The sequence below is a fragment of the Alcanivorax sp. REN37 genome (assembly GCF_041102775.1).
GTDB classification, from domain to species: Bacteria; Pseudomonadota; Gammaproteobacteria; order Pseudomonadales; family Alcanivoracaceae; genus Isoalcanivorax; species Isoalcanivorax beigongshangi.
The window spans coordinates 2406187-2420215 of the sequence record NZ_JBGCUO010000001.1 but is presented as its reverse complement, the minus strand read 5'-3'; the positions used below and the strand labels follow the sequence as shown (position 1 = coordinate 2420215).

Here is a 14029-nt window from a genome sequence, read left to right as displayed (position 1 = left end):
CGCGGCGCCTGCGCGGCGGCGTTTTTCCCTGTCGCGGATAGTGTCCCGCTGTCTCGGCCTACTGACGCTGGTCGGGGTATTGGCGCTGGTGCTCTATGTGCTGCTGGCGCGTCAGCTGATGGTGATGCTGCCGGACTTTAAGGATGTGCTGGAGCAACAGCTCAGCAACCAGTTGCGCACGCCGGTGCGTATTGCCGCCCTGTCCGGGCACATGGACGGCATCACGCCGGTATTTGATCTACAAGGGTTGGCGGTGCAAAGCGCCACCGGCAGCGGTCCGCCGCTGGCGGTGCAGCGTCTGAGCCTGGCGGTGGATGTGCCGCGCTCGTTGTGGGCACGCTCGTTGGCCCTGCGCCAGCTGTGGATCAGCGGCTTGGCGCTGCACTTGGAGCGCGATCCGGAAGGCCATGTGCGGTTGTACGGCGTGGAGGCGCTGGATGGCGGCAGCGGCAACCTCGATACCCTGCTCGACGTGCTTTATCGCCAGCAGCGGGTGGTGCTCGACGATGTGCAGGCACGCCTCGACTGGCCTGGGTTGCCGCCGCTGCGTGCCGATGACCTGTCACTGGCGCTGGTGAAGCACGGCAATCAGCGCCAACTGGCGGTGCGTTTCAGTGCTGTCGACCAACCGTTCAGCGCCGATCTGCGGCTGCGCCTCGACGGCGAGCCGCGTCAGCTGTCGGAGTTGGCCGGTGACGGCTATCTGGAATTATCCGGTGAGCAATTGGAGTACTGGCTGCCGGAGCAGTGGCCGCTGCCGGTGGCGCCGGTGTCCGCAGCCGGCCGAGTCGAGCTGTGGGGGCAACTGCGCGAGGGCCGTCTGTTGGCTGGCAGTGGCCGCTTTTCCACCCATGGCGTGACATTGACCCACACCGATGCCGACGCCGACTGGACGCTGGAACAGCTGGATGCTGAGTTTGATCTGCGCACTCTGGCGCGTGGCGGCTACCAGCTCACGGTGCAGCATTTGTCGGGTCGCACCCGTGAACAGGGCGAGCTCAGTCTCGGCCCGGTGGCGCTGTGGTGGGACGGCCGCGTCGACCAGCAGTTCGGCTGGCAGCTGCGTACCGGCAGCATCAGTGCCACCGCCGTGCGCGACCAGCTGCTAGCGTGGCCGTTCCCGCTGCAAACCCTGGCTGGACTGCGTGATGAGCTGCAAGCGTGGGCGCCCGAGGGCCGCATTGAAGGGCTGTACTTGCGCGGCGAAGGCCGCCACGTGACCGAGTTCAGTGCGCGCGTCACCGAGCTGGGACTGCAGGCCGGGCAGCAACGGCCGGGGGTGCAGGGTGTTACGGGCTGGGTGACCGGCACCCCGGATGGCGGCCACGCGTGGCTCGACAGCAGTGCGCTGCGGCTGACGCTGCCACACCTATACGACGCGCCATTGGAATTGGCGCTGACAGGACCGCTGCATTGGTGGCGGGATCAGTCCGGCACCCTGCAGCTGGACAGCGGCCGGCTGGCGCTGGCCAACGATGATGCACGTGCCCAAGCGCTGTTCAGTGTGCTGCTGCCGCCACAGGGGCTGCCGCAATTACGCCTGCGCGGCGAGGTGTTCGACGGCCGCGCTGCCCGCGCAGCTCACTACATTCCGATGGTTCAGACCAGCCCGGCAGCGCGCCGTTGGTTGCAAGAGGCGTTCGTCGACGGACAGGTTGAGCGCGGTCGCTTCCTTTACGAGGGCCCGATCCGTGTTGACCCGGCACGACCGCAGGACCGCACCTTCCAGATGGTGTTCGCACTGGCCGGGCTGGAACTGCAGTTCTTGCCGGACTGGCCCCGTGCGCGCGACATCAACGGTTCCTTGGTGATCGACAACTTTGATTTCCGTGCCCGTGATCTGAGCGCCGAGATCCTCGACACCCAGATACGTGCGGCGCAGGTGGACTTGATTGACCTGGTGCCGGAGCACGCGCCGCTGCTGGTGGTGCAGGGCGATGTGGATGGTCCCGGCAGTGATTTGCAAACGCTGTTCTGGGCGTCACCGCTGGCGGCGGTATTGCCGGAAGCACTGTCGCAATGGCAATTCGGTGGCGGCCGTATTCAGGGCCGGTTGTTGTTGCAGCAGCCACTCAGTGACCACAGCGCTGGGCGCCAAGAAGTGTTGGTGCAAGGGCGGGTGGAAGGCTTGCGATTGGTCTCGGAACAGTGGCGCTTGACGCTGGATGATCTGCACGGCGACGGCGAGTTCAGTCTCCAACGCGGGCTGCAATTCCCGTCCATCTCCGGGCGCCTGCTGGGCTCGCCGGTCCAGGGGCGGGTGCTGACCCGGCGCGAGGACCTGCTGGTGGAAGCGCGCGGGCCGATGCCGGTGGCCACGGTGCAGCGCTGGCTGCAACAGCCGTGGCTGGCGCCGTTGTCTGGCCAGCTTAATTACCGTGGTCAATTACAGCTGCCACGTCATGGCGGCAGCGCGCCGCGATTCCAGCTCGATACGGACCTCAATGGTGTCAGCTCGCTCTATCCCGCGCCGCTGGGCAAGCCGGCGGCGCACAAGCTACCACTGTCGCTGGTGGTGCGTGGCGCCGAGCAAGGCACCCGCATCAGCGCGGTGCTGGAAGGACTGGGCGCTGCCCATTTGGCATTGGATCAAGACGGCGGCCTGCAACGGGGCGCGGTGCGGTTTGCTGCGCCCGGCGTCAGCCTGCCGGAGCAAGGCTGGGTGATTGACGGTCAGGTGCGCGATCTGGACCTGCCCGGTTGGGTGGCGCTGCTGGCGGCGGACGACAACCCATTCGCCGGTGGCGGTGGTGGGCTGACCTCACTGCGGCTGGCGCTGGATGCAGATGATGTGCAGTTGGCTGCGCAGCGCCTCGGCGCCACCCGGTTGGTGGCACAGAATCGTGGCGGCGGCTGGCTGATGGGGCTGAACAGTGCGCGGCTCGCCGGGGAACTGTACCTGCCGCCGGATTACCGCCAGCGTGGCGACACGCCATTGGTGGCTGATATTGAGCGCTTGGTTTGGCCGTTCTCGGACGTGGTCAGCAGCGATCCGGCGCGTTGGGAGTCGCTGACCCCGGATACGGTGCCGGTGGCCGATCTGAGCGTGCGCAATCTGGTGGTGCACGGCACTGCCTACGGTGATTGGCAGGGCCAACTGCGCCCGCGCGATCACGGCACCGTGTTGCAGGGTCTGCACGGTCAGTGGGGCGCCACCGTGGTGACCGGCGATGTGCAGTGGTGGCAGCAAGAGGGGCTGCAGTACAGTGCCCTCAATGGCCATTTGGCCAGCAAAGACCTGGGCGCATTGCTGCGCAGTGCCGGTGTCGATCATTTTGCTGACAGTCGCAATGCCTCCGCCCACCTTGACCTACGTTGGCAAGGCGGTTTGCTTGATTTTGACCCGCGCGCCTTGCAAGGCACCATGGACGTCACCGTGGAGCAGGCCTCACTCTATGCATCGGACCGCCACGCCTCGGCGTTGAAAGTGCTGGGACTGCTGAATATCGGCAATACCCTGACCCGGCGGCTGCGGTTGGATTTTTCTGACCTGGCCGACGATGGCTTGCTGGCGGACCGGGTGCGCGGCACCTTCCAGTTTGATGGCCCGCGCATCGACACCGACAACCTGCGCATCCGCTCGGCCGCTGCCGAGTTTGAGATTGCCGGCCGGCTCGATGTGGTAGCGCAGACGCTGGATTATCAGATTGACGTCACGCTGCCGCTGTCGAGCAATCTCTACGCCGGTTGTCTGGCGGGGCCGGCGGCCTGTGCCGGCATCTTTGTGGTGGAGCGCCTGTGGGGCGATCGCCTGGAGAAAATGACCAGCATGAAGTACCACGTGGCCGGCCCCTGGGACAGCCCGCGGGTGAATGAAAAGCCCAGTGACTACGCACCGACGGAGGAACATTGATGCGTATCGCCGCTGTCCAGCTGTGTGCTGGAACCGATCTGGGTGCCAACCTGGCCGCTGCCGGCGAAGGCATTGCCCGCGCTGCCGCGGCCGGTGCCGCCTTGGTGGTGCTGCCAGAGAACTTCGCCTGTTACGGTGGTGATTATCGCGCCTTCGCCGCCGAGCAATCGCCGGTGGTGATGGAGTGGCTGGCGGCCCAGGCCCAGCGCCACCGCATCGTGGTGCACGGCGGTACGCTGCCGCTGGCAACGCGCCCGGATGGCAGCCTGATGGCCGATGGTCGGGTGCGCACCAGTTCACTGGTTTGGGGCAGCGATGGTGAACTGCTGGCCCGCTATGACAAGATCCACCTGTTTGACGCCGAAGTGCCGGACGCCCAAGGCCGCTACGCCGAGTCCGACCAGTTCGAACCGGGCGACCAGTTGGTGTGCTTGCAGGTGGGCGGCTGGACGCTAGGGCTGGCGGTTTGTTATGACCTACGCTTCCCGGCGCTGGCGCAAGCATTGGTTGGGCAGGGCGCCGAATTGCTGCTGTACCCGAGCGCCTTCACCCAGGTCACCGGTGAGGCGCATTGGTCGTTGCTACTGCGGGCGCGGGCGGTGGAGACCGGCTGCTATGTGTTGGGCGCCAACCAATGCGGTCAGCACAATCCTAAGCGTGCCAGTTATGGTCATTCGCAATTGATCGATCCATGGGGCCAGATCGTCGCCGAGTGCGATGGGCAGCCCGGCCTGCTACGGGCCGAACTCGACAAATCCTGGCTCAGTACCGTGCGCCAACGGCTACCGGTGCAGAGCCATCAACGTTTGCAACCGGTGTGGCAACAACATGTCCGTGATTCCTGATCCCCGTTCCTTGGCCGTGGCCGACAGCGCCGCGGCGCTGCATGTGGCTGACCGCGTTGAGGGCGACGCGGTGGAGCAAGCCCGCGCTCTGCTGCTGGCGCCGGCGGCGCTGGATGACAGTGCGCTGTCGGCGCTGCTGAGCCAAGCCATGACTGCCGGCGTTGATTACGCCGATGTTTATTTCCAACACTCACGCCACGAAGGCTGGGTGCTGGAAGACGGCGTGGTGCGCGACGCCAGCTACAACCTTGAGCGCGGCGCCGGGGTGCGGGTGGTATCCGGTGAGCGCACCGGTTTTGCCTACAGCGATGACATCCAACTGCCGTCGCTGCGTCAGGCCACCGATGCCGCGCGCGCTATTGCCCGCGCCGGCCAACAGCAGCGGCCGCAGGCGCTGAACGGCCATGGTCGGGTGCAGTTGTATGGCGGCGAAGACCCGATCGGTGGCTGGGATGCGCCGCGCAAAGTGGCGTACCTGACGCGGCTGGACCAGTTGGCACGCCGCTGTGATCCGGCGGTGGTGGAAGTGACGCTGTCGCTGCACGCGGTGCAAGACATCGTGCTGGTGGCCGCCACCGATGGCACCTTGGCCGCCGATGTGCGGCCGTTGGTCCGGCTCAGTGTGTCGGTGTTGGCCGAGCGCAATGGCCGTCGCGAACGCGGCAGTGCTGGCGGCGGTGGCCGCGTGGCGCTGGATTGGTTCGAGGAGGGCCAGCGCGGTGAAGCGTGGGTGCGCGATGCGGTGCGCCAAGCGCTGGTGAATCTGGATGCGCAGCCGGCGCCGGCCGGCACGCTGCCAGTAGTGCTGGGCCCCGGCTGGCCCGGTGTGTTGCTGCATGAAGCGGTGGGCCATGGCTTGGAGGGCGACTTCAACCGCAAGGGCACGTCGATGTTCGCCAAGCGCATGGGTCAGCAAGTGGCGTCGTCGCTGTGCACGGTGGTGGATGACGGCACCCTGCGCGGCCGCCGCGGCTCGCTCAACGTTGATGACGAAGGCACCGCCACTGAATGCACCACGCTGATCGAGAACGGTCGGCTGGTGGGGTACATGCAGGACAAGCTCAATGCGCGCTTGAGCGGCCACCGCGCCACCGGCAACGGCCGCCGCGAATCCTACGCGCACCTGCCGATGCCGCGCATGACCAACACTTACATGCTGCCCGGCCCTCACGATCCGGGTGAAATCGTCGCCTCGCTGGAGCGCGGCATCTACGCCGTCAACTTCGGCGGTGGCCAGGTCGACATCACCTCTGGCCGGTTCGTGTTTTCCACCAGCGAAGCTTACTTGGTGGAAAACGGCCGCATCGTGGCACCGGTGCGCGGCGCCACCTTGATCGGCAGCGGCGCGGAGGTGATGCAGTCGATCACCATGGTTGGCAACGATCTGGCGCTGGATACCGGCATCGGCGTGTGCGGCAAGGAAGGTCAATCGGTGCCGGTGGGCGTCGGCCAGCCCACGCTGCGGGTGGAAGGGCTGACTGTCGGCGGTACTGCCTGATACTGACTTCGATCGACCCCGCGTGAGCGGCAGTCGATCCGTGGCTGGGCACGGTGGCCCCTGCTGCGTTGGGGTGCCCGCGAGAGTAAGTCCGGCAGCGAGGGCGCTGCCGGCTTCGCGGTGGGCCTCGGCTTGGCGGCTTGGACGTGGTGGTGACGGCCATGTTGCTGCCGGGTCTATTTGCCATACCGTTACCGTCCTGGCTCCCGTTCCTGATTCCGACCCCGATACTGGTGCCGGTGCCGGTGCCGGTTTCGGTCCCGATCCCGGTGTCGGTGTCCGTGCTGATGCTGATGCTGATGCTGATCTTGGACCTGACCTCGCTCCTAATATCGCTCCCAATGGTGTCTTCGCTGCTGAGACCGCCCCCGATTTTATGGGTCCTGTTTGCCAAGTGTTTTGCCTCGGCGTCGGTTGTGATCTCCCCAATGATCACTGTGCTTGGCCGGTGCCGTCGGTCCGTCGCATGGCGGCCGTGACACGCCGCTTGGCAGTGCGACTATGATGCCGATGAATGTCGATGCAGAGGGCTGCATCACCACCTTGCCGGCTCGACCGGTGGCGACACCGTTTGCGGCACTGGTGGACGCTGCGCGGGAGGGTCTGGCGGCGACGGGTCTGCTGCATAGCCTGGATCTCTACGGCAGCGTCGCCAGTGGCGCGGGGCTGCCGTTCCGTTCTGATCTGGACCTGTGCCTGATGCTGCGGCAGCCGCCGTCAGCGGCGGTGCGGCAGCGGCTGGAGACGTTGTGCCGGCAGCTGGCGCAGCGTTGGCCGGTGGTGAGCAAGGTGGATCTGGGCTGGTTGGGCGATCTGGAAGGCCGGCAGGGTTTGGCGTGGCGTTACTGGCTGAAACACCATTGCGTGCACCTGGATGGGGTCGATCTGGGGCCGGCGCTGCCGCGCTGCCGGCCATCGCGGGCTCTGGCCTGGGCGGTGAATGGCGATGTGCTGAAGGCATTGGAACAGTACGACCGGCGTTTGCTCGCCGCTGGGGACTGTGCGGAGGTGTTGCGCTGGCAGCGGCAAGCCGCCGGCAAACTGATCCGCTCTATCCATGTACTGCGTAACGACGATGACCGTGATTGGCCGATCAGTTTGGCCCAGCATCGTCAGTGGTTGACGCGGACTTGGCCGCAGCAGACCTTGGCGCTGGATTATTTTATGCAGCAGGCGCAGCAACCGGTAGTGGATGTGGTGCCGTTTCGCCAGCGGCTGGCGGCGCTGTAAACATGGCTGCGCGCGGGGATGGAATCGGCTGCTGCCGATTGAGGCCGCCGCGCCGCTCAATACAGCGGCGCGTGGCGCTCCAACTCGTTCAGGTAGTTGTAGAATTTGCGCCGTTCGCGTTTGAAGCGTTCACGGGTGGCGGCGTCCGGCTCGACACCGTCCGGCGCGCGGGCGGCCAGGTAGTTGCGCAGCAGGTTGCGCAGATGCTGGCGGTCGGCCTCGCTGTATAGGTCGGTGATCTCGTTCAGTACCGGTTGCGCGGCGCGGCTGTCGGCGCAGGCATCAAGGCGTTCCATCCAGTCCAGCAACCGCTTGTGGCGGGTCGGGTCGGTGAGCGCGGCCAGCGCCCGCTCGATGGCCTCGCCATCGGCACCGCGCATCAATTTGCCGATGAACTGGGCATGGCGGCGGCGGGCTTCGTGGGAGGTGATGCGGCGACTTTCGTCAATGGCGCGCAGCAGCGGTTCGGTGAGTGGCAAACGGGCTAATTCACCGGCCTTCAGACTCATCAATTGTTCACCGACATCCTGCAGCGCACTGACCTCTCGCTTGAGTGCCGATTTGCTGGGCAGGAGGTCGTCGTTATACTCGTCCATCTTTATCGAATTTCCGCTGCGGTCTTTGGCCGCCAAGTGTACTTGCCCATGCCCACGAACGAAATGTCTGCTGCCCCCACTGCGCTCGACAGCGAGCAGGAACTGCTGCACCTGCGTGCGCGCGCCGAGGCGGTGCTGGCAGAAGCCGCACGGCTCGGTGCCAGCGCTGCCGAGGTCAGCCTCAGCCTCGGTCAGGGGCTGTCGGTGACGGTACGCCTCGGCGAGGTGGAAACCCTCGAATTCCACCGCGACCAAGGCCTGTCGGTCAGCGTCTACAACGGCCACCGGCGCGGCTCGGCCAGCAGCAGTGACCTGTCCGATGACAGCCTGCGCGAAACGGTGGCAGCGGCTTGGGCGATTGCCCAATACACCGGCGAGGACGCCTGCAATGGTCCCGCCGAGGCCGCCCTGCTGGTGACGGAGGTGCCGGATCTGGACCTTTACCACCCTTGGTCGCTGACGGCTGAAGACGCTATTGCGCTGGCGCGTGAGTGCGAACAGGCCGGCCGCGACGACGCGCGCATCATTAACTCTGAAGGCGCCACCGTCAGCAGTGGCAGCCATGTGCGGGTGTTCGGCACCAGCCAAGGTTTTGTCGAAGGCTATGCCAGTTCCCACCACAGCCTGTCCTGCGTGCTGGTGGCAGAGCAGGAGGACGGCATGCAGCGCGACTACTGGTACGACAGCCAGAGCTGCCCACAGCGGCTGGCGCCAGCGGCGCAGATCGGCGCCAAGGCGGCGGCGCGTACCTTGGCGCGGCTCGGCGCAGGGCGGCCAGCCACCGGCGAATACGGCATCCTGTTGGCGCCGGATGTCGCGCGTGGGTTCATCGGCCACTTTGTCGCCGCCATCAGTGGCGGCGCGCTGTACCGTAAATCGTCGTTCTTGCTCGACCGTCTCAACAGTCAGGTATTCCCTGAGTGGCTGTCACTGCGGGAGTTCCCGCACTTGGCCGGTGGCCTGGCTTCGGCACCCTTCGACAGCGATGGGCTGCCCACCCGTGAGCAGGACTTTGTCCGCGACGGCGTGCTGGTGAGCTATGCACTGGGTCTCTATGCGGCGCGCCGGCTCGGCGCCATGCCCACCGGCAACGGCGGCGGCGTGCGCAACCTGCGCATCACACACGGTGACGCCGATGGTGCGGCGTTGGCGCGTGAGCTGGGCGACGGCATTTTGGTCACCGAGGTGATGGGGCAGGGCGTGAACCTGGTGACCGGCGACTATTCGCGTGGTGCCGCCGGCTTCCGTATCGAAGGCGGCGAGATCGCCGGCCCGTTGGAAGAATTCACGATCGCCGGCAACCTCAACCAACTGTTTGCCGGCTTGGTGGCGGCGGGCAGCGATGTGGATGCGCGCGGCGCTATCCACTGCGGGACCTTGTGGCTGGACCGCGTGAAAGTGGCCGGCGCCTGATTTTTTCTACTACTCAGTGACTCGAAGGGAGCACACGCAGCATGCAGGACAGCAATCCGTATCAACAACCCAGCGAATCAACGCTGCTCGCTGGTGCCGCCACCGGTCTTGAACCGACGCTGGTGGTCGGAGAACCGCAGGCGAGGCCGGCGGCCGCCGGCATCCAATGGCTGGTGGATACCGGCCGCCTGTTCAGCCGCCACTGGGGCGTGCTGCTGCTGTTCGGCCTGCTGCTGATTGGTGTGCAGGCGCTGTCGATCATCCCGTTCCTTGGCATCATTGCGATGTTCCTGCCGTTCTTCCTGATTCCGGGCTTGTTCGTGATGATTGGCGAGGCGGAGAGCCGTGGCACGGCGGCGCAGTTCAGCGATGTGTTCCGGCCGTTCTCCACGCACCTGGGTCCGTTGATCTTGCTGCTATTGCTGCTGGTCTTGGTGATGCTGGGCGTGATGCTGGTGCTGGGCGTGGTGATGTTCATCGGCGTCGGCTCCATGCCGAGCCCGGAAATGCTGATGAATGATCTCAATAATGGCCGGGTCGGTGCCCAAGCGCTGCTGATGCTGCTGGGCGGTTTGCTGGGTGTGGCGTTGTTCATCCTGGTGGGCGCTGCGTTCATGTTTGCGCCGGCGCTGGTGGTGCTGGGTAATCTGTCTGCTGGCGCGGCGGTGGCGGCGAGCATGCGCGGTGTGCTGCGCAATATCCTGCCGTTCTTGGTCAACGGTCTGGTGCTGATGCTGGGTGTCTTGGCAATCAGTGCCGTGCTGGGGGTGGTGGGCTACTTGCTCTACTCGCTGTCACTGCCCGGCGTGGTGCTGATGGTGCCCGCGGTGATCATCGGTGTGGCGCTGATGCTAGTGCTGATGCCGCTGGCGTACGTGTTCCAGTTCGCAATCTTCCGCGATATCTACCGCCGCGCTTGAGGGCTGGGCGGGCGCCATCCGGCGCCCGCCGCATTCCGGTTTTATTCTGCTTCGTCGAAACGCCGTGCGAACAGGTCGGCTAGTTCGGCCATGGCGGCGTCGGCTTCCGCGCCTTCGGCGCATACCTCTACCTCCGTGCCTTGTGCCGCTGCTAGCGTCAACAGCGCCATGATGCTTTTTGCGTCGGCGTGGCGCTGCGCCACGCTCAGGATGATGCGGGCTTCATGGCGGGATGCCACGCTGACCACTTTGGCCGCCGCACGGGCGTGCAGGCCGAGGCGGTTGCGAATTTGCAATGTGGCGTGGCAACGGGGCACCGGAATTCCTTGGTTCATGAGGACAGCTGCAGGTGGCGCACCTGCGGTGCCCAGCCGGATTTTTCCAATCGTCGCGCGAGCTGCTCGACCACGAACACCGAGCGGTGCTGACCGCCGGTGCAGCCCACCGCCACCGTCATGTAGGTGCGATCATTGGCTTCGTAGCGCGGCAGCCAGTCCAACAGCAGCCGTTCAATGTCATCAAGCAGCAGGGCGGTGTTGGACTGCGCGTTGAGGAATTCAATGATCGGCAGATCGCGGCCGTCGAACGGGCGCAGCAGCGGGTCCCAGTGCGGATTGGGCAGCACTCGTGCGTCCATCACCAGGTCGGCATCAGACGGTACGCCGTTCTTGAAGCCGAATGATTCCAACAGCAGAGACAGCCGGCCGCCGCGTTGAGCGACCCGGTCACGGATCAGGTTGCGCAGCGTGTGCGGTTCCAGGTGATCGGTGTCCACCAGCAGGTCGGCTGCGGCTTGAATGCACTCCAGCAGCCGGCCTTCGTGCTCGATCGCCTCGGACAGTGACATGTCTTGGTCGCTGAGCGGGTGGCGCCGGCGGGTGGCGGAAAAACGCTTCAGCAGGGTGTCGTGGTGGGCATCGAGGAAAATGATCTCGGTGGCCACGCCCTGGGATTTCACTTGCTGGAGGATGGCGTCGAACACCGGCAGTTGGCTGCGCAGATTACGGGCATCAATACCCACCGCTACCCGCGCGACGTTGTGGGTCTCTTCCTGCAATTGGCTCGCCAGCGTCGGCAACAGGCCAATTGGCAGGTTGTCCACGCAGTAGTAGCCAAGGTCTTCGAAAGCCTGCAGCGCCGTGGTTTTGCCGGAACCGGAACGGCCGCTGAGAATCACCAACTTCATCCAGCAGTCTCCGTGGGCCACGGCCGCAGCCGTGACCGGAATCATCTCAGGGGTGGGCGCCGGGGCCCGCTTAGGAGGTTATGGCTAACTCGATGTCAGAGTCCACCGCAGCCCGATACAAGGCGTCGCCGGAGTCGGCGGCACGCAGGCCATCGCGATAGGCCTGTTCATTGAACAGCGCCGCCAGGTGGCTGAGGGTTTTCAGGTGTTGTTCGGGGTTGTCTTCTGGCACCAGCAGCACGAACACCAGATCCACCGGGCGACCGTCAACGGCGTCAAAGTCCACCGCTTCTTCAAGGCTGATCAGCATGCCGGTAGCGGTGGTGCAGTGCGGTAACCGGCAGTGGGGAATGGCAATGCCTTCCCCAATGCCGGTACTGCCGAGACGTTCGCGAGCGATCAGGGCATCAAACACCTGTTGCTCATCCAGATCAGGGTTGTCGCGGGACGCCAGCTGGGCGACCTGGTCGAGCAGTCGCTTCTTGCTGCCGCCCTGCAGACGGTAGTGGGTTCGTTCCGGAGTGAGCAGTTCGCGTACGCGCATGGTTGATGCCTAGTTCGGTCTCAGTGTCCCTGGTTGCGGTTGACCGACTTCTCCTTGTGCTTCAGAAGCTGTCGGTCGAGTTTGTCAGTGAGCAAGTCAATGGCAGCGTACATGTCGTTGGCTTCGGCGGCCGCAAACAGCTCGCCCCCGGCTAACCGGATGGTGGACTCGGCTTTGTGGGAGGCGGGTTCCGGCGACAGCGTGACCTTGATGCTGGTGATGTGGTCGAAGTGGCGCTCCAGGCGCTCGAACTTGCCATTGACGTAGTCACGCAGGGCGTCGGTGATTTCCAGGTGATGGCCGCTGATGTTTATTTGCATGGCTGACTCCTGTACAGACTCATGGATCCGACATCCTGCGGGGCCGGAGTGTAGCGGTTTCCGAAAGCCATTACACCAGCCGCTTACGCTCGCTGGATGCCGGAATTTTCATCGCTTCCCGATACTTTGCGATGGTGCGTCGGGCCACCTGGATCCCCTGGTCATTGAGCAGGCTCGCAAGCTTGCTGTCACTTAAGGGTTTCTTTGGATCTTCGGCAGCCACGAGCTTTCTGATAATTGCACGAATCGCAGTACTTGAACACTCGCCGCCGCCGTCGGTGCCGACGTGGCTGGAGAAGAAGAATTTCAGCTCGAACAGACCGCGTGGAGTGAGCATGAATTTTTGTGTGGTGACGCGCGAAATGGTGGATTCGTGCATCTCCACCGCTTGTGCGATGTCGGCCAGTACCAGGGGCTTCATCGCTTCCTCGCCGTAGTTGAAGAAGTCCTGCTGTACTTCGACGATGCGCGCCGCCACTTTCAGCAGCGTCTCGTTGCGGCTTTGCAGACTCTTCAGGAACCAGCGCGCTTCCTGCAACTGGCCACGCAGGTAGCTGCTGTCCTCGTCGCGCTGGGGGCGGTTGGCAGCGGCGCTGTAGTAAGGATTAAGGCGCACCTTGGGCAAGATGTCGGTGTTCAGCTCCACCCGCCAGCGGCGGCCAACGCGGCGCACCACCACATCCGGCACGGTATGCTCCGGCTCGCTCGGTGCGATGGTCTCGCCCGGCGCCGGGTGCAGTTGGCGCAGCAACCCGAGGGCGGCGGCCAGTGCGTCTTCGGACAACCCCAGTTCACGGCGCAGGCGCGGCAGGTCTTGGGCTTCCAGCAGTGCCAGTTGGCCGGTCAGCGCCAGCGCTTCGGTGCGCCATGGTGTACGCGCCGGCAATTGCTGTAACTGCAGCGCCAAGCATTCGGCCAGGTCACGGGCGGCGACGCCGGGGGGGTCGAATTGCTGGACTCGGTGCAGCACCGCCAGTACTTCGTCGGGTTCTGGATAGTCGGCATCCGGCAGCGGCTCGCCCCATTCGCGGCGTGCGGTGGCAGCAATGTCGTCGAGCGCGGCGATCAGGTAGCCGCGCTCATCCAGTGCTTCGATGATGGCGTAGGCGATCAGTCGGTCGCTGTCGCTCATGCGCGCCAGATTCAGTTGCCACAGCAGATGATCTTCGAGACTGGCGTGACTGCCGGTGCGTTGCTCCCAGTCCTGTTCGTCATCCGGCGGGGCGCCGGCGCTGGGGGCTTCGGTGTAGACGTCATCCCAGTCCACATCCACCTGGCTGTCGTAGTCGTCGAGCACGGCGTCGTCCGCGCCGCTCACTTCGCTGACGGCGTCATCATCGTGCTCGGGTGCATCCAGTGGGGCGTCCTCATCCAGCTCCAGCAGCGGATTGGTTTCGATGGCCTCCTGGATTTCTTGGCGCAAGTCCAGCGTCGACAGCTGCAGCAGGCGGATGGCCTGTTGCAGTTGTGGCGTCATGGTCAGCTGTTGGCCAAGTTGTAACTGCAGGCCTGGTTTCATCCCCCGGTACTTCCTTGAAACGCTTGAACCCCCGGAGCATAGCAACAAGCAATTATCGTGCCCATTATTGACAAGCGTGCGGGAGCAGATTTTGTGATGGGTGCC

General features: G+C 64.9%; 12 protein-coding genes. 6 read left to right on the top strand and 6 right to left on the bottom strand.

Annotated elements, in window-relative coordinates; translation table 11 throughout:
• Nucleotides 1-40 precede the first annotated feature (40 nt).
• The 4 genes from AB5I84_RS10990 (at nucleotide 41) to AB5I84_RS10975 (ending at nucleotide 7426) form a co-directional block, all read left to right on the top strand.
• Nucleotides 41-3853, top strand: a complete 3813-nt coding sequence (locus tag AB5I84_RS10990; protein WP_369455904.1) for a YhdP family protein — start codon at nucleotides 41-43, stop codon at nucleotides 3851-3853.
• On the top strand, nucleotides 3853-4698 hold the full coding sequence (locus AB5I84_RS10985; RefSeq protein ID WP_369455903.1) for a carbon-nitrogen hydrolase family protein: 846 nt from the start codon (nucleotides 3853-3855) through the stop codon (nucleotides 4696-4698). Before AB5I84_RS10990 ends, AB5I84_RS10985 begins: the two co-directional genes overlap by 1 nt.
• A complete protein-coding gene (gene tldD, locus AB5I84_RS10980) occupies nucleotides 4682-6196 on the top strand; it encodes a metalloprotease TldD (RefSeq protein ID WP_369455902.1) in 1515 nt (504 codons plus the stop codon). The genes AB5I84_RS10985 and tldD overlap by 17 nt, the downstream gene beginning before the upstream one ends.
• Before the next feature lie 501 nt (nucleotides 6197-6697).
• The gene (locus tag AB5I84_RS10975) at nucleotides 6698-7426 is read left to right on the top strand and encodes a nucleotidyltransferase family protein (RefSeq protein ID WP_369455901.1); all 729 of its coding nucleotides are present in this window, start codon (nucleotides 6698-6700) and stop codon (nucleotides 7424-7426) included.
• Nucleotides 7427-7482: 56 nt separating this feature from the next.
• Here AB5I84_RS10975 and yjgA read toward each other — a convergent pair whose 3' ends face one another.
• Nucleotides 7483-8022, bottom strand: coding sequence for a ribosome biogenesis factor YjgA (gene yjgA / locus AB5I84_RS10970; RefSeq protein WP_369455900.1), 540 nt, complete (start codon nucleotides 8020-8022; stop codon nucleotides 7483-7485).
• A 48-nt stretch (nucleotides 8023-8070) separates the two neighbouring features.
• Here yjgA and pmbA point away from each other — a divergent pair, with 48 nt between their 5' ends.
• Together pmbA and AB5I84_RS10960 are read left to right on the top strand one after the other, a co-directional pair.
• Nucleotides 8071-9435: a metalloprotease PmbA gene (gene pmbA, locus AB5I84_RS10965; RefSeq protein ID WP_369455899.1), complete on the top strand. Its 1365-nt coding sequence runs from the start codon at nucleotides 8071-8073 to the stop codon at nucleotides 9433-9435.
• Nucleotides 9436-9476: 41 nt separating this feature from the next.
• Nucleotides 9477-10355: a BPSS1780 family membrane protein gene (locus AB5I84_RS10960; protein ID WP_369455898.1), complete on the top strand. Its 879-nt coding sequence runs from the start codon at nucleotides 9477-9479 to the stop codon at nucleotides 10353-10355.
• A 41-nt stretch (nucleotides 10356-10396) separates the two neighbouring features.
• On the opposite strand, the gene AB5I84_RS10955 is transcribed toward AB5I84_RS10960, so the two are convergent.
• From AB5I84_RS10955 to AB5I84_RS10935, 5 genes are all read right to left on the bottom strand, one after another.
• Nucleotides 10397-10690: an HPr family phosphocarrier protein gene (locus AB5I84_RS10955; RefSeq protein WP_369455897.1), complete on the bottom strand. Its 294-nt coding sequence runs from the start codon at nucleotides 10688-10690 to the stop codon at nucleotides 10397-10399.
• Complete coding sequence (rapZ, locus tag AB5I84_RS10950) at nucleotides 10687-11541, bottom strand: RNase adapter RapZ (protein ID WP_369455896.1); 855 nt, start codon at nucleotides 11539-11541, stop codon at nucleotides 10687-10689. The genes AB5I84_RS10955 and rapZ overlap by 4 nt, the downstream gene beginning before the upstream one ends.
• Nucleotides 11542-11611: 70 nt before the next feature.
• Entirely contained in the window at nucleotides 11612-12085 is a 474-nt protein-coding gene (gene ptsN / locus AB5I84_RS10945; RefSeq protein ID WP_369455895.1) for a PTS IIA-like nitrogen regulatory protein PtsN, read from the bottom strand.
• A 20-nt stretch (nucleotides 12086-12105) separates the two neighbouring features.
• Nucleotides 12106-12405, bottom strand: coding sequence for a ribosome hibernation-promoting factor, HPF/YfiA family (gene hpf, locus AB5I84_RS10940; protein ID WP_369455894.1), 300 nt, complete (start codon nucleotides 12403-12405; stop codon nucleotides 12106-12108).
• Between the two features lie 70 nt (nucleotides 12406-12475).
• Nucleotides 12476-13924: an RNA polymerase factor sigma-54 gene (locus AB5I84_RS10935; protein WP_369455893.1), complete on the bottom strand. Its 1449-nt coding sequence runs from the start codon at nucleotides 13922-13924 to the stop codon at nucleotides 12476-12478.
• Nucleotides 13925-14029: the final 105 nt, after the last annotated feature.

Excerpts from the sequence above, each read along its gene's own strand:
- rapZ (WP_369455896.1), bottom strand. The coding sequence starts at position 11,541 with ATGAAGTTGGTGATTCTCAGCGGCCGTTCCGGTTCCGGCAAAACCACG.
- AB5I84_RS10985 (WP_369455903.1), top strand. The coding sequence starts at position 3,853 with ATGCGTATCGCCGCTGTCCAGCTGTGTGCTGGAACCGATCTGGGTGCC.
- pmbA (WP_369455899.1), top strand. The coding sequence starts at position 8,071 with ATGCCCACGAACGAAATGTCTGCTGCCCCCACTGCGCTCGACAGCGAG.
- AB5I84_RS10975 (WP_369455901.1), top strand. The coding sequence starts at position 6,698 with ATGATGCCGATGAATGTCGATGCAGAGGGCTGCATCACCACCTTGCCG.
- yjgA (WP_369455900.1), bottom strand. The coding sequence starts at position 8,022 with ATGGACGAGTATAACGACGACCTCCTGCCCAGCAAATCGGCACTCAAG.
- tldD (WP_369455902.1), top strand. The coding sequence starts at position 4,682 with ATGTCCGTGATTCCTGATCCCCGTTCCTTGGCCGTGGCCGACAGCGCC.
- AB5I84_RS10960 (WP_369455898.1), top strand. The coding sequence starts at position 9,477 with ATGCAGGACAGCAATCCGTATCAACAACCCAGCGAATCAACGCTGCTC.
- AB5I84_RS10935 (WP_369455893.1), bottom strand. The coding sequence starts at position 13,924 with ATGAAACCAGGCCTGCAGTTACAACTTGGCCAACAGCTGACCATGACG.
- AB5I84_RS10955 (WP_369455897.1), bottom strand. The coding sequence starts at position 10,690 with ATGAACCAAGGAATTCCGGTGCCCCGTTGCCACGCCACATTGCAAATT.
- hpf (WP_369455894.1), bottom strand. The coding sequence starts at position 12,405 with ATGCAAATAAACATCAGCGGCCATCACCTGGAAATCACCGACGCCCTG.
- ptsN (WP_369455895.1), bottom strand. The coding sequence starts at position 12,085 with ATGCGCGTACGCGAACTGCTCACTCCGGAACGAACCCACTACCGTCTG.